General features: G+C 68.6%; 22 protein-coding genes. 10 read left to right on the forward strand and 12 right to left on the reverse strand.

The window, feature by feature from the left end:
- The coding region (locus ACK4ZD_RS11985; RefSeq protein ID WP_409662264.1) for a phage baseplate assembly protein V at window positions 1-1,066 on the reverse strand (1,066 nt) is incomplete at its 3' end.
- 154 nt (window positions 1,067-1,220) lie between these two features.
- Window positions 1,221-2,141 carry a RibD family protein gene (locus tag ACK4ZD_RS11990; RefSeq protein ID WP_409662267.1) on the reverse strand — a complete coding sequence of 307 codons (921 nt, stop codon included), beginning with the start codon at window positions 2,139-2,141 and terminating at the stop codon, window positions 1,221-1,223.
- 98 nt (window positions 2,142-2,239) lie between these two features.
- Between ACK4ZD_RS11990 and ribA the strand changes: the two genes are divergently transcribed.
- Entirely contained in the window at window positions 2,240-3,418 is a 1,179-nt protein-coding gene (gene ribA, locus ACK4ZD_RS11995; RefSeq protein ID WP_409662270.1) for a GTP cyclohydrolase II, read from the forward strand.
- A gap of 24 nt (window positions 3,419-3,442) precedes the next feature.
- On the opposite strand, the gene ACK4ZD_RS12000 is transcribed toward ribA, so the two are convergent.
- Window positions 3,443-4,336 (reverse strand): alpha/beta fold hydrolase, encoded by an 894-nt coding sequence (locus ACK4ZD_RS12000; RefSeq protein ID WP_409662272.1) that lies wholly within the window; start codon window positions 4,334-4,336, stop codon window positions 3,443-3,445.
- Window positions 4,337-4,602: 266 nt separating this feature from the next.
- Between ACK4ZD_RS12000 and ACK4ZD_RS12005 the strand changes: the two genes are divergently transcribed.
- The 3 genes from ACK4ZD_RS12005 to ACK4ZD_RS12015 all read left to right on the forward strand — a co-directional run bounded on the left by ACK4ZD_RS12005 (window position 4,603) and on the right by ACK4ZD_RS12015 (window position 8,718).
- A complete protein-coding gene (locus ACK4ZD_RS12005) occupies window positions 4,603-5,760 on the forward strand; it encodes an ABC transporter substrate-binding protein (RefSeq protein WP_409662274.1) in 1,158 nt (385 codons plus the stop codon).
- Between the two features lie 44 nt (window positions 5,761-5,804).
- Complete coding sequence (locus tag ACK4ZD_RS12010) at window positions 5,805-7,613, forward strand: EAL domain-containing protein (RefSeq protein WP_409662277.1); 1,809 nt, start codon at window positions 5,805-5,807, stop codon at window positions 7,611-7,613.
- Between the two features lie 283 nt (window positions 7,614-7,896).
- Complete coding sequence (locus tag ACK4ZD_RS12015) at window positions 7,897-8,718, forward strand: phosphodiesterase (protein WP_409662279.1); 822 nt, start codon at window positions 7,897-7,899, stop codon at window positions 8,716-8,718.
- Here the strand turns inward: ACK4ZD_RS12015 and ACK4ZD_RS12020 are convergent.
- The 3 genes from ACK4ZD_RS12020 to ACK4ZD_RS12030 form a co-directional block, all read right to left on the reverse strand.
- Window positions 8,715-8,885: a hypothetical protein gene (locus ACK4ZD_RS12020; protein ID WP_409662282.1), complete on the reverse strand. Its 171-nt coding sequence runs from the start codon at window positions 8,883-8,885 to the stop codon at window positions 8,715-8,717. The two genes, ACK4ZD_RS12015 and ACK4ZD_RS12020, sit on opposite strands and share 4 nt — an antisense overlap.
- A 50-nt stretch (window positions 8,886-8,935) precedes the next feature.
- Window positions 8,936-10,159 carry a class I SAM-dependent methyltransferase gene (locus tag ACK4ZD_RS12025; protein WP_409662284.1) on the reverse strand — a complete coding sequence of 408 codons (1,224 nt, stop codon included), beginning with the start codon at window positions 10,157-10,159 and terminating at the stop codon, window positions 8,936-8,938.
- Between the two features lie 74 nt (window positions 10,160-10,233).
- The gene (locus tag ACK4ZD_RS12030; protein WP_409662287.1) at window positions 10,234-10,677 is read right to left on the reverse strand and encodes an SWIB/MDM2 domain-containing protein; all 444 of its coding nucleotides are present in this window, start codon (window positions 10,675-10,677) and stop codon (window positions 10,234-10,236) included.
- A 325-nt stretch (window positions 10,678-11,002) separates the two neighbouring features.
- Between ACK4ZD_RS12030 and ACK4ZD_RS12035 the strand changes: the two genes are divergently transcribed.
- Together ACK4ZD_RS12035 and ACK4ZD_RS12040 are read left to right on the forward strand one after the other, a co-directional pair.
- Window positions 11,003-11,581: a DJ-1/PfpI family protein gene (locus ACK4ZD_RS12035; RefSeq protein ID WP_409662290.1), complete on the forward strand. Its 579-nt coding sequence runs from the start codon at window positions 11,003-11,005 to the stop codon at window positions 11,579-11,581.
- 71 nt (window positions 11,582-11,652) lie between these two features.
- Window positions 11,653-12,024 carry a ribbon-helix-helix domain-containing protein gene (locus ACK4ZD_RS12040; RefSeq protein ID WP_409662293.1) on the forward strand — a complete coding sequence of 124 codons (372 nt, stop codon included), beginning with the start codon at window positions 11,653-11,655 and terminating at the stop codon, window positions 12,022-12,024.
- 3 nt (window positions 12,025-12,027) lie between these two features.
- On the opposite strand, the gene ACK4ZD_RS12045 is transcribed toward ACK4ZD_RS12040, so the two are convergent.
- From ACK4ZD_RS12045 to ACK4ZD_RS12060, 4 genes are all read right to left on the reverse strand, one after another.
- Window positions 12,028-13,128 carry an alpha-hydroxy acid oxidase gene (locus ACK4ZD_RS12045; RefSeq protein ID WP_409662296.1) on the reverse strand — a complete coding sequence of 367 codons (1,101 nt, stop codon included), beginning with the start codon at window positions 13,126-13,128 and terminating at the stop codon, window positions 12,028-12,030.
- The gene (locus ACK4ZD_RS12050) at window positions 13,125-13,808 is read right to left on the reverse strand and encodes a Fe2+-dependent dioxygenase (RefSeq protein ID WP_409662299.1); all 684 of its coding nucleotides are present in this window, start codon (window positions 13,806-13,808) and stop codon (window positions 13,125-13,127) included. Before ACK4ZD_RS12050 ends, ACK4ZD_RS12045 begins: the two co-directional genes overlap by 4 nt.
- A gap of 16 nt (window positions 13,809-13,824) precedes the next feature.
- Complete coding sequence (locus tag ACK4ZD_RS12055; RefSeq protein WP_409662302.1) at window positions 13,825-16,068, reverse strand: TonB-dependent receptor; 2,244 nt, start codon at window positions 16,066-16,068, stop codon at window positions 13,825-13,827.
- 207 nt (window positions 16,069-16,275) lie between these two features.
- Complete coding sequence (locus tag ACK4ZD_RS12060) at window positions 16,276-17,241, reverse strand: TerC family protein (protein WP_409662305.1); 966 nt, start codon at window positions 17,239-17,241, stop codon at window positions 16,276-16,278.
- A 291-nt stretch (window positions 17,242-17,532) separates the two neighbouring features.
- Between ACK4ZD_RS12060 and ACK4ZD_RS12065 the strand changes: the two genes are divergently transcribed.
- The 3 genes from ACK4ZD_RS12065 (at window position 17,533) to ACK4ZD_RS12075 (ending at window position 19,519) form a co-directional block, all read left to right on the forward strand.
- Window positions 17,533-17,973 carry a hypothetical protein gene (locus ACK4ZD_RS12065; RefSeq protein WP_409662307.1) on the forward strand — a complete coding sequence of 147 codons (441 nt, stop codon included), beginning with the start codon at window positions 17,533-17,535 and terminating at the stop codon, window positions 17,971-17,973.
- A 51-nt stretch (window positions 17,974-18,024) separates the two neighbouring features.
- Complete coding sequence (locus tag ACK4ZD_RS12070) at window positions 18,025-18,384, forward strand: phage holin family protein (RefSeq protein ID WP_409662310.1); 360 nt, start codon at window positions 18,025-18,027, stop codon at window positions 18,382-18,384.
- Between the two features lie 142 nt (window positions 18,385-18,526).
- A complete protein-coding gene (locus tag ACK4ZD_RS12075) occupies window positions 18,527-19,519 on the forward strand; it encodes a Bug family tripartite tricarboxylate transporter substrate binding protein (protein WP_409662313.1) in 993 nt (330 codons plus the stop codon).
- Window positions 19,520-19,578: 59 nt separating this feature from the next.
- Here the strand turns inward: ACK4ZD_RS12075 and ACK4ZD_RS12080 are convergent, their stop codons facing one another.
- Both ACK4ZD_RS12080 and ACK4ZD_RS12085 read right to left on the reverse strand, forming a co-directional pair.
- Complete coding sequence (locus ACK4ZD_RS12080; RefSeq protein ID WP_409662316.1) at window positions 19,579-20,184, reverse strand: 2-hydroxychromene-2-carboxylate isomerase; 606 nt, start codon at window positions 20,182-20,184, stop codon at window positions 19,579-19,581.
- An 81-nt stretch (window positions 20,185-20,265) separates the two neighbouring features.
- Window positions 20,266-20,994, reverse strand: coding sequence for a lipase secretion chaperone (locus ACK4ZD_RS12085; protein WP_409662319.1), 729 nt, complete (start codon window positions 20,992-20,994; stop codon window positions 20,266-20,268).
- 240 nt (window positions 20,995-21,234) lie between these two features.
- Between ACK4ZD_RS12085 and ACK4ZD_RS12090 the strand changes: the two genes are divergently transcribed.
- Window positions 21,235-22,119 (forward strand): alpha/beta hydrolase family protein, encoded by an 885-nt coding sequence (locus ACK4ZD_RS12090; RefSeq protein ID WP_409662323.1) that lies wholly within the window; start codon window positions 21,235-21,237, stop codon window positions 22,117-22,119.
- Window positions 22,120-22,125: the final 6 nt, after the last annotated feature.

Raw genomic sequence — 22,125 nt, forward strand, 5'->3', positions numbered from 1 at the left:
CGGGGCGGTCCAGGTCGCCGTCGAGAAAGTCAACCAGCACTTCTTGGCCGATGCGCGGGATGAAGTGCTGGCCCATGCCGGCGCCAGCCCAGCGCTGGGCCACGCGCACCCACACGCTGTGGTCGCTGCTGGCGTCGCGCTCGTCGCGCTGGGACTGCCAGTGGAAGCGCACGCGGATGCGCCCGAGCCGGTCGGTGTACACGGCCTGGGCCCCCTGGGCCTGGGGCTGGCCGTCGGGGCCGACGACGAGGGCGCTCTGGGGGCCGGCCGCGGTGGGCTTGGGGGCCCAGCGTGCGCCCGTGCCGTCGTCGTGCACCGGGCGCCAGGGGTGGGTGCGCGGCTGGCCCTGCCATTGGTGGGCATAGCCGCTGCTGCGGGCCTGGGCGAGCACGGCGGGGTCCACACGGTGCTCGGTACCTGGGAAGTCGTCGTGCAGCCGTTCGGCAGCGGCCTGCAGGTCCTTGGGCAGGTTGTTGAAGCCAACATGGGTGAGTTCGGTGAGCAGCAGCTCGGCGCTGCCCGTGCCCGGCAGTTCGCTCAGGCGCCACCACTGGCCGGCGCGGGTGCCGCGCACGGTGGCGCGCCCGCGCTGGCGCAGCGCCTGGCCTTCGGCGGCTTGGCGCAGCAGCCGGGTGCGCTCTTGCGCACAGGCGGTGTCGGCCGGGTCGGCCGCCCCGGCCGGGTCGTAGTCCTCAGCCGGGGCGGCACCGGCTTCGCCCTGGGGGCTGGGCACCTGGGCGGCCACGGCACGCTTGGCGCTGGGGTGCCAGGCCAGGCCGCCGTCGCTGGCCAGCGCCCGGGCCTGGGCGATGAGGCCGCTCACGCGGCTCACACGCCCGTCGGCCCCCACAGTGAGCAGGTCCGCTCGGGTGTCCAGCCAGACTTCGAGCGGCAGGTCGGCCTGGGCACACAGCACCTGCACGCGCCATTCGTAGGGCCGGTTCAGGGCTTCATGGCCCATGAAACGTTCGACGAGCAAGCCGCCCACGGCCGGGCCTCGCAGGCGGTGCAGTCGATCGGTATCGCTCAGCAGCGCGCGCAGCGCCGCCGCTCCAGGCTCGTGCATGGCGGGCCTCTTGTGGTCTTGTCCCTGAGGGCAGCGATGCTAGCAAGCACCCCACCGCCCTGCCCACCCGCTCTTGGAAACAGGGTGTGACAAAGACGCCGAGAAGCCCTCCCACAGGCCGGTTCCGGCGGTGCGCGCCCCGCCGGTGAGGGGCTCAGCCGCCGCGCAGGTCCAGGTCCCAGAGCACGTCGTCACCCAGGCGGTAGGCCCGGGCGCGGGGGCGCAGACACTGGCTCATCTGTTGCACCGGCGGCAGTTGCACACCGGGCCGGCCCTGGCCGATCAGCACCGGCGCCACCATCAGGTGCAGGCGGTCGAGCACCCCCTGGGCCAGGCAGCGCGACACCGTCACGCCCCCGCCTTCGACCAGCACCGTGGCCAGCCCCCGCTCGCGCAGGCCCGCCAGCAGGGCCGGCCAGACCACCTGGCCGCAGGCGCCCACCAGACCTGGCACGGCCAGCACCTGGTGCGCACCCACGCGCTCGGCTGCGCGGGCACGGTCGCGTCCGTCGCAGGCCAGCAGCGTCGGGGCGACCCCGTCGGTGAACAGGCCGGCCTCGGGCGGCACGCGCAGGTGCACGTCCAGCACCACCCGCGTGGGGTGGGGTCCGCTCACGCGCCGGGTGGTCAGCCGCGGGTTGTCGGCCACGGCGGTGCCGGTGCCCACCAGCACCGCATCGCACAGCGCGCGCAGCCGGTGCAGGTGGGTCAGGGCCTCGGGGCCGTTGAGGGCGCCGGAGTCGCCGCCCTCGGTGGCCACCTGGCCGTCCAGGCTCTGGCCGAGCTGGCCCACCACGCGGCTGGCACCGGCCGCCACGTCGGCCACCAGCGGCAGCAGCGGGCCGGCCAGCTCGTGCGCGGCCATGGGCCAGGCGCCGTGGAGCTGCCACTGGCCGTCGTGGTGGTGCATGCCCAGCCGGGGGTCGTGCGCGGCGGTCAGACGCGGTGCCGACCCGCGGCCGCGGCGGCGCCAGTCGGCCGCCTGCAGCAGCAGCGGCCACAGTGCCTCGCAGGCCTGCGCCGCCGTGCGGCCCAGCGCCAGGATATTCGGGCCGTTCGGCAGCTCGAAGGTCAAGCCAGGGCCTCCAGAAGGGGGGGTTGCGGGGGCGGCGAGGCCCGCCGGATGGGCCTGCGCCGGTACAGCCCCGCCATCGCGGCTATGCTAGCAGCCTGATGAATGCCCTGATCTCCCCTCTTGCGGCCCTGCCCGCGCAGGATGTGGCCTCGGAACGCGCCGCCATCCGCGTGGACCGGGCCCAGACCGAACTCAAGCATGGCCGCGTGCTGGCGCTGCGCTCGGACGCCGGCCCCGTGCTGCTGGCCGCCACGATCGAGACCCTGAGCCCGCCCCGTCTGGCCTGGCTGAGCGGCCTGGGCGTGCCGCTGCGCCTGCTCTTCACCGCCGAGCGGGCCACGGCCCTGGGCCTGGGCGTGGCCGGCAGCGTGAGCCTGCCGCTGCCCGCCGGTGCCAGCGTCGAACAGTTGCAGGCCCTGGGCGCGGTGACGCTGGAGTTCGGCCCCGAAGGCCGTGCGCGCCTGCCTGCCGGCCTGCCCGATGCCGCCTCGCTGGGCATGCCCGCGCCGGCCACGGCCGTCATGCTCTCGGCCCTGGCCCTGGCCAAGCGGGCCCGCCTGATCCCCGCCCTGGTGGTGGCCGAGATCGGCGCGGTGGGCGACGACACCCTGGAAGCCGCCCAGCTCGAGATCGTCAGCGAGGCCGAGGTGACCCAGGTGCGCGAGCAGGGCCACCTGAGCCTGCGCCGCGTGAGCGACGCCCATGTGCCGATCGACGCGCACGACGATTGCACCCTGGTGCTCTTCCGCGAACTCAATGGCGATGCCGAGCATGTGGCCATCCTGGTGGGCCAGCCCGACCTGAGCCAGCCGGTGCCGGTGCGCCTGCATTCGTCGTGCCTGACCGGCGACCTGCTGGGCAGCCTGCGCTGCGACTGCGGCGACCAGCTCCAGCGCGCCATCGCCCACTTGGCCGAGCGCGGCGGCGTGCTGCTCTACCTCGCCCAGGAGGGCCGCGGCACGGGCCTGGGCAGCAAACTGCGCGCCTACCGGCTGCAAGACAGCGGCCTGGACACCATCGACGCCGACCACTACCTGGGCTTCCGCGCCGACGAGCGCGACTTCCAGGCCGCCGTGGCCATGCTCAAGGCGCTGGGCATCACCCGCATCCAGCTGCTGACCAACAACCCGCGCAAGATCGAGGCGCTGCGACGCGGCGGCATCGACGTGGTGGACCGCATTGCGCTGCACGCGCCGCCCACGGCGCACAACGCCCGGTATCTGGCCACCAAACGCGAGCGGGCCGGGCACCTCAAGCCGGACGACGAGCAGGAGTGAGATCCGGCGCCCGGGCACTGGGCCTCAGACCGGCCCGCGCCCGCGGAAGCGCAGGTAGTCGGCCGCACACTCCTGCGGCCGCTCGATCATCGGCAGGTGCCCCACGCCGGGCATGCGGATCAGTTCGGCCTGGGGCATCAGGCGCTGCAGAATGGGGCCGGCCCCGGGGTGCAGCACGCGATCTTCCTCGCCCCAGACGATGAGGCTGGGCGCCTTGACGGTGCGGGCCCGGTCCTCGATCGGGTCGGCCTTGATCTGCCGGTACACGCGCTGCTCGAGCGCATGGTTGGCGATGCGCTCCCGGGCCATCACCTGGACGTAGGGCATGGGCACCTCGGGCAGCTTCGCCACGGTGAAGGCCAGCGTGCGGGCGAAGTCCTCGGCGCTGCGCACCAGCAGCGGGTTGTCACCCCCGGCCTTCAGCATCTGCGCCAGCTCGCTCGGCGGCGCGCTCCACACCCCGCCGGGGGCCAGCAGCCACAGGCTCTTCACCGCCTGCGGGTAGCGCGCCGCCAAGGCCAGGGCGATGTGCCCGCCCATCGAGTTGCCGCCCAGGTGCAGCGCAGGCGCCCCCAGGGCCTGGGCCAGGGCCAGCAGGCGTTCGGCCTGGGCGTCGGTGCCGTAGTCGGCCTCGGGCGGCTTGGCCGATTCGCCGAAGCCGATGTGGTCGGGCACGATCACGCGGTAGTGCGGCGTGAGGTGGCGCGCGATGGTGTTGAAGTTGTCCTTGTTGCCGCCAAAGCCGTGCAGCAGCATCAGCGGCTCGCCCTGGCCGCCTTCGAGGTACACATATTCCAGCCCGCCGGGCAGCGTGATCGACCGGCGCTGCAGCCCGGCGCGTTCGCGCAGGGTGTCGAGCATGTAGCGGACGGTCTTTTCCGGGGCGAGGTGCGCAAAGACTTGGGCAAGCAGGTTCATGGCTGGGGAGGATAGCCCAGGGCCGTGATCTCGTGCGCACGCCCCGACCCACGAGCGGCAGGATGCAAGCCCCCTGCCGCTTCGCTTCAACGCCTCGGCGCGGGGAAGCCACCGTCGTGTGACGGGATGCTCCCGCAAGGAAGTTGGAGTTCGAGCGCGATAGGATGCCACCATTGGGCTCCTCTCGACAGCGCTTCAACAGCCGTCACAGGCAATTCACATTCTGTTACTACATTGGCGGACGTTCCTGATCGAGTCTCTCCGCCGTGTCCTGCCCGCTTCTCGAGCGCCGTCGCTTCGCCGCCGCGCTGTCCATGTCCTTTGCCAGTCTGACCCTGCCCGCGGCCGTCAGGGCTCAGGGCTCTGCCTCGCGCCCTTCGCGCACGGTCCCGGTGCTTTTGCAGTGCTTCGATACCTCCGCGGACCAGCAGGAGATCTCGCGCGACTATGCCAGCGGCGTGCAGTTGGGCCTGCAAGGCGCCTCCCCTGGTACGCCGGGGCGCGTGGCCGCAGCGCTGCGGCCCTTGCCGATGGACGGCTCGGACGCTTCGTTGCAGCGCCTGCTGACCATGCTGCGCGGCGATCCCTCCATCGTGGGCCTGGTGGGCGCGGCGGGCGAGCGGCTGGCGCTGCGTTGCATCGAGGCGACCCGCGCGGCCGGCTTGGCGGTGGCGCATTTGGGGCCCTGGATCGCCGATGCCCGCTTCGACGACGAGCCGGGAGTGGTGAAGCTGTTCGCCTCGCGCGAGGCGCAGATCCGCCACGCGCTGCGCAGCCTAGAGACGGTGGGTGTGCGTGAGCTGGGCCTGGTGTATGCGTCGCCGCAGCTTCAGCAGCAGGTGCGCACCGATGTGCAGGCCGCGCTGGCGCGCATTGGCGTGCAGCCGCGGGAGTTCGTGGCCCCTGCGGGGCAGCTCGAGGCGCTGGTGGCCTCGCTGCCAGACAACCCTCCGGCGATCTTCTTGTTCGTCGGGGGTGCGGTCGAGCTGGCGCGCTTCGTGCGAGGTCTGGCCGTGCGGCGGATGCAGCGTTATGTGGTAACGCTGGGCGAGACCGACCTGACGACGCTGGCCGAGCTGGGCGCCTCCGGCACGGTGCCGGTGGTGCTGACCCAGGTGGTGCCCAACCCGCAGACCCACACTGCGCCGTTCGCCCGCGAGTACCGTGCCGCGCTGAAAGCCTTGTACGAGGAACAACCCTCGCCGCTGAGTCTGGCCGGCTTCATCGCCGGGCGTTATGCGCAAGCGCTGCTGGCCACGCTGGAGCCAGGCGCGCTGAACCGGGCCGGCGTGCTCGACGCCGCCCGGCGCCGGCCCGGGCTGGAGTTGGGGGGCTACAGCATCCGCTTCGACGCCGGCACACCCCGGGGCAGCGGTTATGTGACGCAGGTGCTGCTGGGGCGCGACGGGCGCCTGATCGGCTGAAGGCCCAGTGCGAACCGACCGTGCACGACCACCCCTCGCCTCCCATGTCGCCGCCTGCGAGTTCCTTGCGTGAGTTGATCGATCGGCGCGCCCTGCACGTGGTGTTTCAGCCGATCGTCGACCTGCATGAGTGCAGTATCTACGGCCACGAGGCGTTGGTACGCGGCCCCGAAGGCAGTTCTTGGGCCACGCCAGAGGCCTTGTTTGCCCAGGCGCGAGTAGAAAACCTGTCGATCGATCTGGAAATCGAATGCGTACGGCTGGCCATGACCGCATGGAGCGAAGGCCGAGGCCAAGGCCGGTTGTTCATCAACCTGAGCGCGCACGCGCTGATCAGTGCGCTGCGCGGGGCAGGCCGACAGCATCTGATCGACACGGCCAGGCAAGCAGGCTTGTCCGGCTCGGCCATCGTCATCGAGCTGACCGAGCATGAACATGTGCGTAGCATCGACGCGCTGCTTCAAGCGGCCGAAGTGCTGCGTCGCGCCGGCATCGGTTTGGCCTTGGACGATTTCGGTGACGGCCGCTCCAGCCTGAGGCTGTGGTCAGAGCTCAGACCCGACATTGTCAAGATCGATCGCTACTTCACTCAAGGCCTGGCTCACAAGGGGGACAAGCTCCAGACCTTCCGGGCACTGCTGCAAATCGCCGAGACCTTCGACACCCGGTTGGTGGCCGAAGGCATCGAACTGGAAGACGAACTGCGCATCTTGCGCGATCTGGGGATCCGCTTCGGGCAGGGTTGGCTGCTGGGCCTGCCCCAGCCTGCGGCGGCGGCGTCTCCCTCGAAGGCAGCTTGTGCGGTGCTGCGCGGGCGGGAGGTGTCGGTGTTTCCCGTCTTGCGTCGAGCGGTGCGCAACGAGTTGACCGCCGCCCACCTGATGATCGAAGCGCCTGTCATCGACCCCAGAACCACACACAACGAAGTCTATGAACGCTTGGCCGGTCTGGACCACGTGCCTGTGCTGGCCATCGTCGACGACGGGCGCCCCGTGGGTCTGCTCAATCTCCAGCAGTTCGTCGCGCGCTTTGCCAAGCCATTTTTTCGTGAGGTGTACGGCAAGCATCCGGCCACGGTGTTTGCCAACCTCTCCCCCCACTGCGTGGATGTGAGCACCCCCATCGAGGCGCTCACATCCATCCTCATGTCCGAGGATCAACGCTACCTGACCGATGGCTTCGTGGTGACCGAGTCGGGCCGGTATGTCGGCATCGGTACCGGCGAACGCCTGGTCAGGGCGGTCACCGAAGCGCGCATCGAAGCGGCTCGCCACGCCAACCCGTTGACCTTCCTGCCTGGCAACATCCCCATCAGCGATCACATCGAACGGCTGCTTGACGCCCGCAGCGACTTCGCGGCTGTCTATGCCGATCTCAACCACTTCAAGCCCTTCAACGACTACTATGGTTACTGGCGCGGCGATGAAATGATCCGTCTGGCAGCCAGCACCATCTCCTCGCACAGCGACCCTCGTCGCGATTTCGTGGGCCACGTTGGAGGGGACGACTTCGTGGTGCTGTTCCAAAGCAGCGACTGGCTGGAACGCTGTCAGGCCATCGTCGAGGCGTTCAACGCCGCATCGGCAAGGCTGTACGATGCGCAAGCCCGTGCCCAAGGCGGGATTCGCGTGGAAGATCGCTACGGCCAGATACGCCACCACCCCTTCGTGACCCTGGCCCTGGGCATCCTGCCGGTGCGGCCGGGGCAGTTCCGGCGTTCTGAAGACGTGGCCTCGGCCGCCGCCGCCGCCAAGCGGCAAGCGAAAACCTCACCCACCGGCACGTATGTGCTGCTCGACCCGCCTGCCGGCCAGACTGTGAATCCAGCCTCCCCCAGCCCTGCGCTGCATTGAGCCGCCCCTTGTCGCTCCGATGGCGATGACTGCCCAACCCCTGCACCGTTTGCAACGCCTGTCCTCTCGAGTCCGTGCCGGGCTCGCCCAGACCACCCTGTCGGTTCGGTTGTCCGCAGCGGTCACTGTGATGGCATCGGCCCGGCTGGGCTGCGCAGCCTTCGCCCATCTGCTGTGGGGCCGCAGCGCCGACCGTTTCGCGGTCATGAGGCAGGCCCGATAGCCAGCAGCGTTGCGATCTGGGAAGATCGCATGGCGTACGCTGTGCCTGACCACCATCCCCATGCCTGCCTTGCAGACCCAGGTGCTCGTCCAGCTCTCGGACACCCATATCACGGTGCCTGGCCGTTCGTTGGACGGCCGCATAGACACCGCCGCGGCGCTCGCCCGTGCGGTGCAGGCGGTGTGCCGCCTGCGGCCCGCTCCAGCGGCCGTGCTGCTCAGCGGCGATCTGGTCGATACCGGGGCGCCTGAGGAGTACGCGCACCTGCGCGCGCTGCTGGCGCCGCTGCCGCGGCCGGTCTACCTGATGCCGGGCAACCACGACGAACGCAGCGCCCTGCGCGCGGCCTTTACCGACCACCCCTACCTCGGGCAGATGGAGGGTGGCGAGTTCATCCAGTACACGGTGGACCTGCCCGGCCTTCGCCTCGTCACGCTGGACACCGTGGTGCCCGGCGCCGGCCACGGCGTGCTGTGCGAGCGGCGCCTGGACTGGCTCGACGCCACACTCGCCCAGGCGCCCGGACAGCCCACCCTGGTGGCCCTGCACCATCCACCCTTCCTCACGCACATCGAGCACATGGACGCGCTGGGCCTGCTCGAAGGCCGTGAGGAATTTGAAGCCATCATCCGCCGCCACCCGCAGGTGGAGCGCATCGCCTGCGGCCACCTGCACCGCTGCATCCAGGCCCGCATCGCCCACACGGTGGCGATCACCGTGCCTTCGCCGGCCCATCAGGTAGAGCTCGACCTCGTGGGCGACCACCCAGCCAGCTACACCTTCGAGCCCCCCGGCTTCGGCCTGCACGTGTGGACCACCGGCACCGACCTCGTCAGCCACGTGATGCCGGTGGGCGACTACCCGGGGCCGTTTGCGTTCTAGCCAACCAGCGTGAAGTTGGCGCTCGCCGCCACCTGGCCATTCACCAGCACCTCGGCCTGGTGCACGCCGGGATACAGCACCCGCGTGCTGCGCGGCACGAAGTCGCGACGCAAGACCAGGGCAGCCTTCTCGCCGGGGGCCAGCACGAGATCGGAGCCCTTGAACACCTTGCGGCGCGGTGTGCCGCGAGCCTAACCGGGGCCTGCTGACACCCCCGTCAGCGAGCAGCAGGGATCGCGCCGTCGGCCGCCAGCAGCGTTTCCAGCGCCTGCTCACGGATGCCGTAGAAGCGCTTGATCTCGCGGATCTGCTCGAGCACCTCATCGGCCGGCTTGGGGCTGGCGCGCTTGACCGCCAGGATCATCTTGTTCTTGTTGGTGTGCTCCAGCGAGATGAACTCGAAGACCTGGGTGTCGTAGCCGCTGGCTTCCAGCAGCAGGGCACGCAACCCGTCGGTGAGCATCTCGGCCTCCTGGCCCAGGTGCACGCCATGCTGGAGGATGGGCCGCAGCGGGTGCGGCGACAGCAGCTGCGGGCGGATCTGCTTGTGGCAGCACGGCGAACAGAGAATGATCGAGGCCCCGCCACGCACACCTTGGTAGATGGCCAGGTCGGTGGCGGTGTCGCAGGCATGCAGCGCGATCATCACGTCGATGGGCTGGGGTGCGCGCCGGGCGATGTCGCCCTCGTCGAAGCGCAGGCCGTCCAGCCCCAGGCGCCCCACGATGCCGTTGCACAAGGCCACCAGGTCGCCGCGCAGCTCCACGCCCACCACGTCGGCACGGCGCTGCAGGTGCTGCTGCAGGTGGTCGTGCACGGCGAAGGTGAGATAGCCCTTGCCGGCGCCGAAATCGAGCACACGCACCGGCTCGTCGGCCGGACGGGTAGCCAGCGGCGAATCGGTGAAGGCGTGCGAGAAGATCTCGACGAACTTGTTGATTTGCTTCCACTTACGCGCCATCGATGGCACGAGGCGGTGCTGACCGTCCATCACGCCCAGGGCGACCAGAAAGTCCGCCTGCGGATCGACCCAGCGGTGCTTCTCGCGGTTGTGCCCTGCCGGCGGCGGGGCCTCGGCCACCGCCCCTTGGAGACGCCCGGTGCGCAGGCTCGCCCTGCCCTTGCGGCTGTACGCAAGCTGCACTTCCTGCGTGGACGTGAACAGGTGGGCGTTGCGAAAGCCCTGGGCGAGCCAACCGCGCAGCGCCGCCGCCACCTCGGCGGCCGGCAGGTTCCGGGTGATGTCGCGGGTGCGGTAACGCCACACGAAGGACCAATGCGGCTGGCCGCGCAGCACCACCGGGCGGCCCATGAGACGCTCCAGCCCGGGCTCCTCGCCCTCGTAGCGGGCCAGCACGAGCCGCTGCGCCGAGCCGGCTGCCACCTCGGCCGCCACACGGGCGAAGAAACGTTCGAGAACGTCGGCGTCAGGCGCGGTCATGGGCACAGTGTAGGGCGGGCACACGAAAAAGCCCGGCGTTGGAGGCCGGGCTTCCGTGAGGCCGAGGCAACGACTTACTTGAGGTGGTTGCTGATCAGCTTGGTCATCTCGAACATGGAGACCTGGGCCTTCTTGAAGATCTCCTTCAGCTTGGCGTCGGCATTGATCATGCGCTTGTTGACCGCGTCCTGGAGCTTGTTCTTCTTGATGTAGTCCCAGACCTTCTTGGTCACCTCGGTGCGGGGCATGGCCTTGTCACCGATGATCGCAGCCAGCGCGGCGCTGGGGGTCATGGCCTTCATGAAGGCCGCATTGGGCGTGCGCTTGACCTTGGGCTTGGCCACCTTCTTGGCCGCCGCCTTCTTCGCCGGCGCGGCCTTCTTGGCCGGGGCCGCCTTCTTGGCGGCCGGGGCGGCCTTCTTGGCCGGTGCGGCCTTCTTCGCGGCCGGGGCCTTCTTGGCCGGCGCGGCCTTCTTCGCTACCGCCTTCTTGGCGGGAGCCTTCTTCGCAGTTGCCATGTCGAATCTCTCCATCATGAGTGGTTGATGTGCCGGGTCGGGGCGAGAGCCGCATGAGCCCTCGTTCCTGCCGAACGCCTGCGTCGCGAATGGTACTGCGTGCGCCTGGGCCTGAGAAGCGGTTTTCAGAGGGAAAACCACCGTTTGGCCCAGTGTTCATGCGGTTTTGTCGCGGCCGGACGTCACTGCGAGGGGGTGTGCCTCCCTCTGGAAAGGCCCGAGCGACGCAACAACGGGCTGTTACCCATCGCGCAGCGACGCTTTCCACAATGGTCTGCCGCCCCTCTCCCACCCCCTTTCTCAACCGTTCAGACAGGAGACAGCCATGACCAAGAAGATCCTCATGCTCGTCGGCGATTTCGGCGAAGACTACGAAACAATGGTGCCCTTCCAGGCCCTCACGATGGTGGGCCACACCGTGCATGCCGTGTGTCCGGACAAGCGCGCCGGCGACTGGGTCATGACCGCGATCCACGACTTCGACGGCTACCAGACCTACTCGGAAAAGCCCGGCCACCGCTTTTCGCTCAACGCCAGCTTTGCCGAGGTCCAGGGCAAAGACTACGACGCCCTGGTGATCCCCGGCGGACGCGCACCCGAATACCTGCGCATGAACCGCGAGGTGATCGCCCTCGTGCAACACTTCGCCCAGGCGGGCAAACCCATCGCCGCGATCTGCCATGGCGCCCAGCTGCTGGCCGCCGCCGGCGTGATCCGCGGCCGGCGGGTGTCGGCCTACCCGGCCTGTGCCGCCGAGGTGGAGCTGGCCGGCGCGAGCTATGCCGAGATCGCGGTGGACCAGGCCGTGACCGACGGCACCTTGGTGACCGCGCCCGCGTGGCCGGCCCACCCGGCCTGGCTCGCGCAGTTCCTGAAGGTGCTGGGCACCCGTATCGAGGCCTGAGCTTGGCAAGGCCACCGCCTTGCGGCTATGGTGGAAGCAGTCCGCGCGGCTCGCGCGGCGAGGAGGCCCCGATGTGCGAGATCTTCATTCGCGCCAACCCCCAGTCCTACGACTCGCGCACCCGCTCGGTGCGCCTGCACGGAGTGGTCACCAGCATCCGACTGGAGAACCTCTTCTGGGAGGTGCTGACCGAGATCGGCCAGCGCGACGGCCTGGGGGTGACCCAGCTCATCGAGAAGCTCTACGACGAGCTGGTGGCCGCACGCGGGGAGGTGGGTAATTTCGCTTCCTTCCTGCGCGTGAGCGCGCTGCGCTACCTGGCGCTGCAACTGCACGAACGCATTCCCAGCGACCTGTCGGTGCCCATCCGCTCGCTCGACGCGCGCCAAGTGCTCGAACGCCTGCCCGAGAGCTGGGCCTCCCCCGGCCCGCGCCCGCATTGACGTTCAGGCGCGGGGCGGATCGAGCAGCAGCTCGGGCGTGATCGCGTCCAGCGTGGCGCAGCCGCACAGCGCCATCGCGATCTCGAGTTCGTCGCGCAGCAGGCGCAGCAGATGCGCCACCCCCTGCGCCCCGCCGGCCGCCAGCGCCCACACCTGGGGCCGGCCGACCAGCACGGCGCTGGCCCCCAGCGCCAGCGCCTTGAAAACGTCGGTGCCGCGGCGGATGCCGCCATCGACCAGCACGGGCAGGCGCCCCTGGACCGCGGCCACCACCGCCGGCAGCACCTGCGCCGTGGGAGCCGCCGTATCCAGCGTGCGCCCCCCGTGGTTGGAGACGATGAGGCCCGCCACGCCATGGCCCAGGGCCTCGCGTGCGTCGGCGGGGTGCATCACGCCCTTGATCAGCACCGGCAGGCGGGTCGTGGCGCACAGCCAGTCGACGTCGTCCCAGGTGGGGGCCGCCCGCAGCAAGTCGTCGAAGAGCGCGCTGCGCCCCGCAGCCGCCGGTGCTGCCACCGCCGGCGGCCGGCCGGCCAGGTGGACTGCGGAGACACCCGGCGGCAGGCGGAAGCCGGCCCGCCGCTCGCGGTCGCGCGCGCCGCTGACCGGCGCATCCACGGTGAGCACCAGCGCCTCGCAGCCCGCGGCCTCGGCGCGCTGCACCAACTCACGCCAGAAGCCGCGGTCGGCTTGTGGATAGAGCTGCATCCACAGCGGACCGGCCTCGGGTTCGCCACGCATGGCCTGAGACACTGCCTCCACCGGCGTGTTCGACTGCAGGCTGAGCACCATGCCCGCAGCGAGGGCGGCGGCGGCATAGGCGGTGGCCAGCTCCCCATCGGGATGGGCCAGACGCTGGTGGGCCACGGGCGCAAGCAGCACGGGATGCGCCAGCGTGCGGCCCAGCAGCGTTCGGCGGGTGTGGCCACCCGCCGTGCGGCGCAACACCCGCGGCTGCAGCCGCAACGCCTCCCAGGCCGCCCGATTGGCACGCACGGCGTGCTCGTCGCCGGCCCCCCCGCTGAAATAAGCCCAGGCGTTTGCGTCGAGGCGGGCTTGCGCCAGCGCCTCATAGTCGGCCGGACTCACGGCCACCGCACTCATGTGTCGGCCCACAGGCGCAGCAGGTTGTGATAAGTGCCGCTCAGCCCCACCACGGCCTCCTCGGTGCCGGCAAGATCGCGCAATGCGCTCAGGTGACGGTCCATGTCGAAAAGCAGGCGTCGCTGTTCATCGCTGCGCACCATACTTTCGATCCAGAAGAAGCTCGCCAAACGTTCGCCACGCGTGACCGGGCTCACCGCATGCACACTGGTGCCCGGGTAAATCACCGCATCGCCGGCGGGCAACTTCACCCGCTGGCGTCCATAGGTGTCGTCGATCACCAGCTCGCCCCCGTCGTAGCTTTCGGGGTCGGACAGGAACAGGGTGCAACTCACGTCGGAGCGCACCCGTTGGCCCGTGGCGCGCGAGTGCATGACCGCGCCGTCCACATGCGCCCCATACGTGTTGGCCTGACCGCCGTAGCGATTGAACAGCGGGTTGAAGATCTTCTTGGGCAACGTGGCCGAGAAAAATACCGCATGACGCTCGACGGCCGCCAAGACCAAAGCCTGCAAGCGGCGCGACGCCTCGCAATCCTGACGCAACTGGTGGTTGCGCTTGGCCTGCACTGCCTGGGCGCCGGCCGTCGCTCGGCCATCGATCCATTCGCCCTGAGCCAGCCATTGCCGGGCCTGGTGCAGTTCTTCCGGGGTGAGAACCTGGCGCAGGTGCACGAGCATGGCTGGACCTCTTGCCTCAGAACACGGCTTTGAGTGTGGCCTGGATGGTACGCGGTGCCCCCGGCGCGTAAAAGCCCCGGTACAACGAATCCGCGTACAGCTTGTCGGTGGCGTTGTTGACGTTGACCTTGAGCGACAGCGCTTCATTGAACGCGTACTCGGCCATCAGGTCCAAGGTGGTGAAACTCGCCGCCGTCACCGCGCGATTGCCCTCGGGGTTTTGTTTGCCACGATGGTTCAGACCAGCGCCCACGCGCAGCGGCGGCAACACCCTGTACGTCGTCCACAGGCTGGCCATGTGCTTGGGAGTCAAGCCGGGACGGTCGCCTTGCCGCTGCGCATTGCCGGTGGTGACATTGCTGCGATCGATCTTGGCGCTGGGGATCCAGGTGTACGACAGGAAGGCCTCCCACTTGGGCGTGATGCGCCCGGCCACGTCCAGGTCCACACCGGTGGCATGACGCTTGCCGGACAGCAGATCCTGCGGAGAATCCGGATCCGTGTTTCGCTCGTTGTACTTTTCCGAGTAGAACAACGCCGAGCTCACCCACAGGCGGTTGTCGAGCAGATCGAACTTGCCCCCCAGCTCGATGTTGCGGCTTTTCTCCGGCGGCGTGTTCAGCACCCGCGCATTGGCCGGGTTGGTCAATGCCGCATTGATGGTGTGCATGTAGGTATCGGCCGACGTGTTGTAAGAGGTGCCGTAAGACACGTGGTAGGACGACCAGTCATTGGGCTGGAACAACAAGCCCACCCGCGGGCTCCACAGGATGTCTTTCATGGTGAAAGAGTTGCCCGCCGTATCGCGAAAGTCCGCCTTGAAGCGGTCCACGCGCAGCCCGCCCACCAGCTTGAGCGCCGTGGTCAGCTCCACTGTATCCTGGGCGTACAGGCTGATGTTGCGCACATCGAACTCGTTCATCGGGATGACGCGGGTGTCGTCGATGCTGGCGCCGTCATTGGGGGTACCCACGGTCGTGTTCGGTCGTGCCGGGCCCGCCGCGGAGTTGTTGCGCAGCGCGTCCTCCCGCGTGAACTCGACCCCCGCGATCACGCTGTGGCGCACGCCCAGGGCCTGAAAGCTGTTGCTGAAGTCACTTTGCAAGGTGGTGATATCGCTCACCCCGACACGCCCCTTGCCCGTGCGCGTCAGCACCGTCTCAGGCCCCAAGTTCTCCGGCGTGACAGCCACCCCGCCGGGCTGACTGGCGGCTCCGGCGAAGCGGATCACACTGGCCCACAAGTCACGCTCGAAGCGCCCATGCTGCAAGGCCGTCTTGAGCTCGGCCCCGCCACCGAAGCGGTGGATGTGCATGAAGCTGCCGTAGGTCGAGCGGCCCTTGTTGTAGTCGCTGTCCAGTCCATAGTAGTTCTTGGCCGGCAGCGAGGGCTTGATCTTGCCGTCGATCAGGAACCAGGGATGGTTGTAGAGCGGTTTGTTGTCGTATTCGAGGTGGTACAAGCCCACTTGGAATTCGTCGGCCGTGCCGATGCCCCAGTTGTAGGTGGGCGCGATGCCCTTCTTGTCGATCTCAGCACCCCAGCGCTCAGCCTGGTGCACCACGGTGTTGATGCGCAGCGCGGCGTCCGGGCCAGTCAAAAGGTTGAAGTCGCCGGTCACACGCCAGTCCCCGCCAGAGCCGGCGCTGACGTTGACCTCGTGGCGGTTCATCAGGAAAGGCCGCTTGCTCACCTGGTTGACCACCCCGCCGGTGGAACCGCGGCCAAAGAGCATCGATGCCGAGCCCTTGAGCACTTCGATGCGCTCCAGATTGAAGGTATCGCGCTCCTGCAGGCCGGGGTCACGACGCCCGTCGATGTAGATGTCGCCAGCCTGCAGCAGCGAGAACCCGCGCAGGCGAATGTCCTCCTCGCCCGTCTCGCCGGCCTGGAAGGTCACGCCGGCGGTCGTGCGCAGCACCTCGCGGAAATCGTCCAGGTTGCGATCGTCCATCAGGCGCTCGGTGACCACCGTGACCGATTGCGGGATGTCGCGCAGGGCCTGATCGCCCTTGCCGATCCCGCTGCGGTTCACACGCAGGCTGTCACGGGGTTCGGATTCCGCGGTGGCCTGCACTTTCACCTCAGGCAAGGCCGAGCTTTGGGTGGTGGACGCAGCGGCCGGCGCCTGGGCCCAGGCGCCGCCCACGGCCAGACTGGCCATCAGGGCGGCAGCGGGGCCGACGCGGGCGGGCACCGCAGCGGGGGTGAGGGAACGGGACGGGCGCAGGCGCGCCTTGGCGCGGACGCAACGGGCCATGGTGGGCTTCTCTCCAGAGGGTTTCAAGACACAAGCCGAACAGTGTCTTGGCTGGCGAGAAGCAGGGCCGGCCTCAGCCGGCCCCTGGGGCTGGCGGGACCGTGTTCGGAACGAAACTTTTCGTAATGATAATGATTCTTATTGAGTTTCGCTCGGCGTCGCCTTCCGATGGGTGCGACTGGCGCACCCGCTTGCGCGCGGCCGATCTCAGGACGTCTCGCGCTGTGGCAACTTTGGCGCCGTGCGCACGCTCAGCACCATTGTGACCACCAGGATGGTGGCCACCACGCCGAGCGAGGCGAAGACCGGGATCTTCACGACGTCGATCAGCAGCATCTTGGTGCCGATGAAAGCCAGGATCACCGCCAGGCCGTAGCTGAGCAGGTGGAACTTGGCTGCCATGGCCGCCAGCAGGAAGTACATCGCCCGCAGGCCCAGGATGGCGAAGATGTTCGACGTGAGCACGATGAAGGGGTCGGTCGTGATCGCGAAGATCGCGGGGATGGAATCCACCGCGAAGATCACGTCGATCACGCCCACCAGGGCCACCACCAGCAGCAGCGGCGTGGCAATGCGCTTGCCGTTTTCGATGGTGAAGAACTTCTCGCCGTCGAAGTGCTTCGACACCGGCATCAGGCGGCGCAGCAGTTTGAGCGCGGGGTTGTCATCGAGGTTCGGCTCCTGGCCCGAGGCCCACCACATCTTGATACCGGTGACGAGCAAAAATGCGCCGAATACATACAGCAGCCAGTGGAACTGCGCCACCAGCCAGCTGCCCAGCAGGATCATCACCGTGCGCAGCACGATGGCCCCGATGATGCCGATCATCAGCACCCGCTTCTGGTAGGCCGGCGGCACCGCGAAGTAGGTGAAGATCATCAGGAAGACGAAAATGTTGTCGACCGCGAGCGACTTCTCGATCAGATAGCCGGTCAGGAACTCGGTGGCCTTCACATTGGCCACGGCCGTGCCGTGGTCCTGGGCCACGGCCCACCAGAACAGGCCGTTGAAGGCAAAGCTCAAGGCGACCCAGACGATCGACCAGTGCAAGGCCTCCTTCACCGACACCGCATGCGCCCCCTGCTTGCGCAGAACGACGAAGTCGATGAACAGGGCGACGAGAACGGAAACGACGAAAAAGACCCACAGCCAATCCGGCGCAATGGTGTTCATGAACACTCCACGAAAGCTTGATTGCGCCGAAAGGTCTTGCGGGGCGAAGTCGCAGCCCTGGCGGGCCGGCTTCCTGCGGGACCCGGGCGCATCCCGGCGGATGCGTCCGTACTGACGGGCCGTCGCCACGGTGGGGAACCGTGTGCTACTCCCCTTTCGACAAGAGGGCATTGTCACCCCGAGACCCATAACCGAGCAAGCGCCAGGGCTTTGCCCCCGCGGCTGCGCCCCCCTAGGCCAGACTTGCACACGAGCGGCCGCCACTGCGGCAGCTGCACGAAAGGATGCGCCATGCACAAGACCGTCTTTCTGGTGGACGACGCCGCCCACACCCGCGAGCGCCTGTCGGCCTTGCTGGAGGCCCAGGCGCCGTTGCAGCAGGCCGACGGCGGTGAGATCGTCCTGGTGGGCTGTGCGCCACGCATGACCCACCGGGTGTCCAAGTGGGTCTCGCATGGGGCCCGCGAGCACTGGCGCGCCAAATGGGCCCGCAAGCTGTTCGACGCGCTCGAGCCCTGGCTGACGGACCAGGGCCTGCGCGTACGCTGCGTGCTGGCCCGCGGACCGCTCGAGGAGGTCTTGGGCGAGCTGCAGCCCGATGCGGTCGTGGACCTGCGCCGGCCCAAGGCGCCCGCCCCGGTCGAGCCGCCCCGCGAGCGCGCGCGGCCGGCCTGGCGCTCGGCCATGGTGCTCTTTGGGCTGGGTGCCCTGATCGCTTTATCCGAGGCTTGAGGCCCCGCCACCCCAAGGGCCGGTCGGGGCGGCGTGCGTTATGCTGGGCGCATGACGCTCATCCTCTTGCGCTGGGGCCTGCTGGCCGCCGCCTTGCTCTTCGTCGCCTATGTCTACCCGGCCGTGCAGGTGGCCAGCTTCGGCACCGCGCTGGTGGCGGCTCTGGTGCTAGGCCTGCTCAATGCCGTCGTGCGCCCCGTGCTGGTGGTGCTCACGCTGCCGGTCACGCTGGTCACCCTGGGGCTGTTCCTGTTCGTGATCAATGCGTTGCTGTTTTACTTCGCGGCTTACCTGCTGGCCGGGCTCACGGTGCCCAGCTTCATGGCCGCGCTGATCGGCTCGCTGATCTACAGCGTGCTGAGCCTGCTGATCGACGCCGCCTTGCAGCAGCTCTTCGGTCGAGGTCGCTGAGCCCGGGGCGGTGCCTGCCCGGCTCGTGCGGTGTGCGTACGGCTCGCTTCGACACCACGCCGCTCCTGGGGATCGCCCCGATGCAGCCGACGCGCAGGCCCCTCCAGACTGCCGGTGTCCACGCATCGACGACGGAGACCCCATGACGCGTTTCACCCGCCGCGGCCTGTGCCTGGCCGCCCTCGCCTTGGCCTTTGCGCCCACCCTTCAGGCCCAGTCGGCTTGGCCCACCAAGCCCGTGCGCATCGTCGTGCCCTTTGCGCCCGGCGGCACGACCGACATCCTGGCGCGCGCGCTGGCACCCGAACTCAGCCGCGCCTTCGGCCAGCAGTTCGTCATCGACAACAAGCCCGGTGCGGGCGGCAACGTCGGCGCGGCCGAGGTCGCACGCGCCGCGCCTGACGGCTACACCTTCCTGATGGGCACCGTGGGCACGCATGGCATCAACGTTTCGCTTTACGACAAGATGCCCTACGACCCGGTGAAGGACTTCGCCCCGGTGACCCTGGTGGCCGCTGTGCCCAATGTGCTGGTGATGAATCCGGCCAAGGCGGCGCAGTACAAAATCGATTCGGTGGCCGACCTGATCCGCTATGCCAAGGCCCATCCCGGCAAGCTCAACATGGCCTCCAGCGGCAACGGCACGTCCATCCATCTGTCGGGCGAGCTGTTCAAGACGATGACCGGCACCTACATGGTCCACTTCCCCTACCGCGGCTCGGCTCCTGCCCTGACCGACCTGATCGGCGGCCAGATGGACCTGATGTTCGACAACCTGCCTTCGTCGATGCCCCACATCAAGGCCGGCAAGCTCAAGGCCCTGGCAGTGACCAGCGCCTCGCGCTCGGACGCCCTGCCGGACGTGCCGACGATCGCCGAGGCCGGCCCGCTCAAGGGCTACGAGGCGAGTTCCTGGTTCGGTCTGCTGGCCCCAGCCGGCACGCCCGCCGACATCGTCAACCGCGTGCAGCAGGAAACCGCCAAGGCCCTGGCCAACCCGACGATCAAGGAGCGGCTGCAATCGCAAGGGGCCATTCCCAGCGGCAACACCCCGGCGGAGTTCGCCCGCCTGATCGACCGCGAGATCAAGAAATGGGCCGCCGTCGTGAAGGCCTCGGGGGCGAAGGTGGACTGACCCTGGATCCGGCAGTGAGCGCGCCGCGCGACCAACGGCCGGACCTGGGCTGAAAGGCCTCAGCCCCGGGCCAGGCGACGCTCGACGAAATCCAACCGGTCCTGGCCCCAGAAGATCTCGCCGTCGATGACGTAGCTCGGCGCCCCGAACACCCCCGCCTCGATGGCCTGACGGGTGTTGGCTTCATACCGTTCGTGGGCCGCTTGGCTGTGGGCGTCCTCGATGCGCGAGGCCGGCAGTTCGCTCTCGCGCAGCAATGCCGCAAGCACCGCCTCGTCGGCGATGTTGCGCTGCTCGGCCCACACGGCCCGCGTGACCGCCATGATCAGGCGCATCGCCGCCTCGGTGCCGTCCTTCGAGTCCACCGCCACGATGAGCTTGGCCGCGTCGTCACCGGCCACCGGAAAGTAGGCCGGCTCGGGGTGGATGGGAATGTTCAGGTACTCGCCGAAACGCTTGAGCTCCAGCAGGCGGTAGGCCTGGCGCTGAGGCGCGCGTTGCTTGAGCGGCAGCCCGCCCGAGACCGGGAAAACTTTGCCGCCCAAGTCCATCGGGAGCACGCGGATCGTGGCGCGATGGCGCGTGGCGATGTCCCAAAAGCGGCGGTGGCCCAGGTACACGTAAGGAGACTGGGACGCCAAGTAGTAATCGACCGTCAAAGGCATGGGGCAGCTCCGTGGTTCGCCCGCACTATAGGCCGTGACACCACCGCTTGCCGAACCTGACGGCCATGCCCTTGTGGGCGCTCAGGGCGAACTCGCCGGGGAGGCCGCCGCCTCAGGGATGGCGTCTTGCAACGCCGGCGGCAGCTGCGAGCGCAACGCCATCAGACGCGCCTGCCGCTCTTGATCGCTGAGCGTGGCATCGTGAACCACCAGCCCCGCCTCCATCACCAAGCGGCTGTGGCGCATCTCCTCCCCGAACACCGCCTCGGCCACCTCATCGCCAAAGTGGCGACGCTGCAACGCCTGCATCTGCGCAAAGAAGGCATCGGCTTCTTCTCGGGAGGCAGGGATCCCCAAACGCAGATACTCGCCGCGCATGTCCTTCAAGTAGGCCCGGTAGCCATGAAACAGGGCGATGGCCTGGTTCGCATCCGCCGCAGGCAAGCCGTCGCGCAAGCTCCATTCCAAGCGCTGGAGATCGTCGGGGCTGGGCTCTTGAGGAAGCTCCGACAGCAAAACCTCCAAGATGTCGCGGGTGCGGCCATCGAGGGTCAAGCCGCCCGCGTAGCCGATCTCGAACAAACGCGCCGCATCCATCGTCTGGCCCATCAGGTCGATGGGCTTGCGCAAGCCGGGCGGATCGGCTGCGAGCCCCGTAGGCACCGGGGTGCCGACCTGCACAGCCGCAGACGCCGCAAGGGAAGGCTCCACCTCGGCCGGCGGCGCCAGCCAGCGGTTCAAGCCCCACGCCGCAGCCGCGGCCAGACCGGCGGCCAGTAGCCAAGGAAACGTACGACGGTTGATCGACATGCCAGCATCCTGCACTGCCGCCGACCCGGCGGCTCCAGGGAAAACACCCGGTCGGCCTGACACCCGGAGGACAGGGCGTTCCCGTATCCAGGGACTAACCCGCAACGGAAAAGTAGACGACCGTGCAATTATGAAAATGTACGGTCGTTCATTTCAATGGGGTTGCCCCGAAGACGTCCAGGACCGCCGCCCCAGTCAGCCCGTACGCCGCACGTATCGTCAATATTCGGAGACACACCCATGAGTTCATTGAAGTTATCCGCCCTGGCGGCCGCCGCCGCCATTGCCACGGCGCTGGCTGCGCCGGGAGCCGCTCAGGCCCAATACCAAAAGGGGCCCGATCCGACGGCCTCGGCCCTGGAGCGCAACGGACCCTTCTCGATCCGCAGCACCTCGGTGTCGCGCTATGCGGTCAGCGGTTTCGGCGGCGGACGCCTGTACTATCCCACCGCCAGCGGCACCTACGGCGCCATCGCGGTGTCGCCCGGCTACACCGGCACGTCCTCGACGATGACCTTCTGGGGTGAACGCCTGGCCTCGCACGGCTTCGTCGTGATCGTCATCGACACCATCACCCTGCTGGACCAACCCGACAGCCGTGCCCGTCAGCTCAAAGCCGCGCTGGACTACCTCGCCACGCAAAACGGACGCAGCACCAGCCCGATTTACCGCAAGGTGGACACCAGTCGCCGCGCGGTGGCCGGCCACTCCATGGGCGGCGGCGGCACGCTGCTGGCCGCGCGCGACAACCCGAGCTACAAGGCCGCCATCCCGATGGCGCCGTGGAACCTGTCGTCCACCGCCTTCCGCACCGTGAGCGTGCCCACGATGATCTTCGGCTGCCAAGACGACAGCATCGCCCCGGTGTCCAGCCATGCCATCCCGTTCTACAACGCCATCCCCAGCAGCACGCGCAAGAACTACGTCGAAATCCGCAACGACGACCACTTCTGCGTGATGAACGGCGGCGGCCATGACGCCACCCTGGGCAAGCTGGGCATCTCGTGGATGAAACGCTTCGTCGATAACGACACGCGCTACAGCCCCTTCGTGTGTGGGGCCGAGTACAACCGCGTGATCAACAGCTACGAGGTGTCCCGCTCGTACAACAACTGCCCGTACTGAACGCGA

This window comes from Caldimonas sp., assembly GCF_046291045.1.
Taxonomy (GTDB): domain Bacteria; phylum Pseudomonadota; class Gammaproteobacteria; order Burkholderiales; family Burkholderiaceae_C; genus Caldimonas.

What these genes read in the sequence shown, in the direction of transcription:
- ACK4ZD_RS12060 (WP_409662305.1), bottom strand. Translation starts at nt 17,241, where the DNA reads ATGAACACCATTGCGCCGGATTGGCTGTGGGTCTTTTTCGTCGTTTCC.
- ACK4ZD_RS12070 (WP_409662310.1), top strand. Translation starts at nt 18,025, where the DNA reads ATGACGCTCATCCTCTTGCGCTGGGGCCTGCTGGCCGCCGCCTTGCTC.
- ACK4ZD_RS12085 (WP_409662319.1), bottom strand. Translation starts at nt 20,994, where the DNA reads ATGTCGATCAACCGTCGTACGTTTCCTTGGCTACTGGCCGCCGGTCTG.
- ACK4ZD_RS12055 (WP_409662302.1), bottom strand. Translation starts at nt 16,068, where the DNA reads ATGGCCCGTTGCGTCCGCGCCAAGGCGCGCCTGCGCCCGTCCCGTTCC.
- ACK4ZD_RS12035 (WP_409662290.1), top strand. Translation starts at nt 11,003, where the DNA reads ATGACCAAGAAGATCCTCATGCTCGTCGGCGATTTCGGCGAAGACTAC.
- ACK4ZD_RS12075 (WP_409662313.1), top strand. Translation starts at nt 18,527, where the DNA reads ATGACGCGTTTCACCCGCCGCGGCCTGTGCCTGGCCGCCCTCGCCTTG.
- ACK4ZD_RS12065 (WP_409662307.1), top strand. Translation starts at nt 17,533, where the DNA reads ATGCACAAGACCGTCTTTCTGGTGGACGACGCCGCCCACACCCGCGAG.
- ACK4ZD_RS12090 (WP_409662323.1), top strand. Translation starts at nt 21,235, where the DNA reads ATGAGTTCATTGAAGTTATCCGCCCTGGCGGCCGCCGCCGCCATTGCC.
- ACK4ZD_RS12045 (WP_409662296.1), bottom strand. Translation starts at nt 13,128, where the DNA reads ATGAGTGCGGTGGCCGTGAGTCCGGCCGACTATGAGGCGCTGGCGCAA.
- ACK4ZD_RS12080 (WP_409662316.1), bottom strand. Translation starts at nt 20,184, where the DNA reads ATGCCTTTGACGGTCGATTACTACTTGGCGTCCCAGTCTCCTTACGTG.
- ACK4ZD_RS12050 (WP_409662299.1), bottom strand. Translation starts at nt 13,808, where the DNA reads ATGCTCGTGCACCTGCGCCAGGTTCTCACCCCGGAAGAACTGCACCAG.
- ACK4ZD_RS12000 (WP_409662272.1), bottom strand. Translation starts at nt 4,336, where the DNA reads ATGAACCTGCTTGCCCAAGTCTTTGCGCACCTCGCCCCGGAAAAGACC.
- ACK4ZD_RS12015 (WP_409662279.1), top strand. Translation starts at nt 7,897, where the DNA reads ATGCCTGCCTTGCAGACCCAGGTGCTCGTCCAGCTCTCGGACACCCAT.
- ACK4ZD_RS12040 (WP_409662293.1), top strand. Translation starts at nt 11,653, where the DNA reads ATGTGCGAGATCTTCATTCGCGCCAACCCCCAGTCCTACGACTCGCGC.
- ACK4ZD_RS12025 (WP_409662284.1), bottom strand. Translation starts at nt 10,159, where the DNA reads ATGACCGCGCCTGACGCCGACGTTCTCGAACGTTTCTTCGCCCGTGTG.
- ACK4ZD_RS12030 (WP_409662287.1), bottom strand. Translation starts at nt 10,677, where the DNA reads ATGGCAACTGCGAAGAAGGCTCCCGCCAAGAAGGCGGTAGCGAAGAAG.
- ribA (WP_409662270.1), top strand. Translation starts at nt 2,240, where the DNA reads ATGAATGCCCTGATCTCCCCTCTTGCGGCCCTGCCCGCGCAGGATGTG.
- ACK4ZD_RS12010 (WP_409662277.1), top strand. Translation starts at nt 5,805, where the DNA reads ATGTCGCCGCCTGCGAGTTCCTTGCGTGAGTTGATCGATCGGCGCGCC.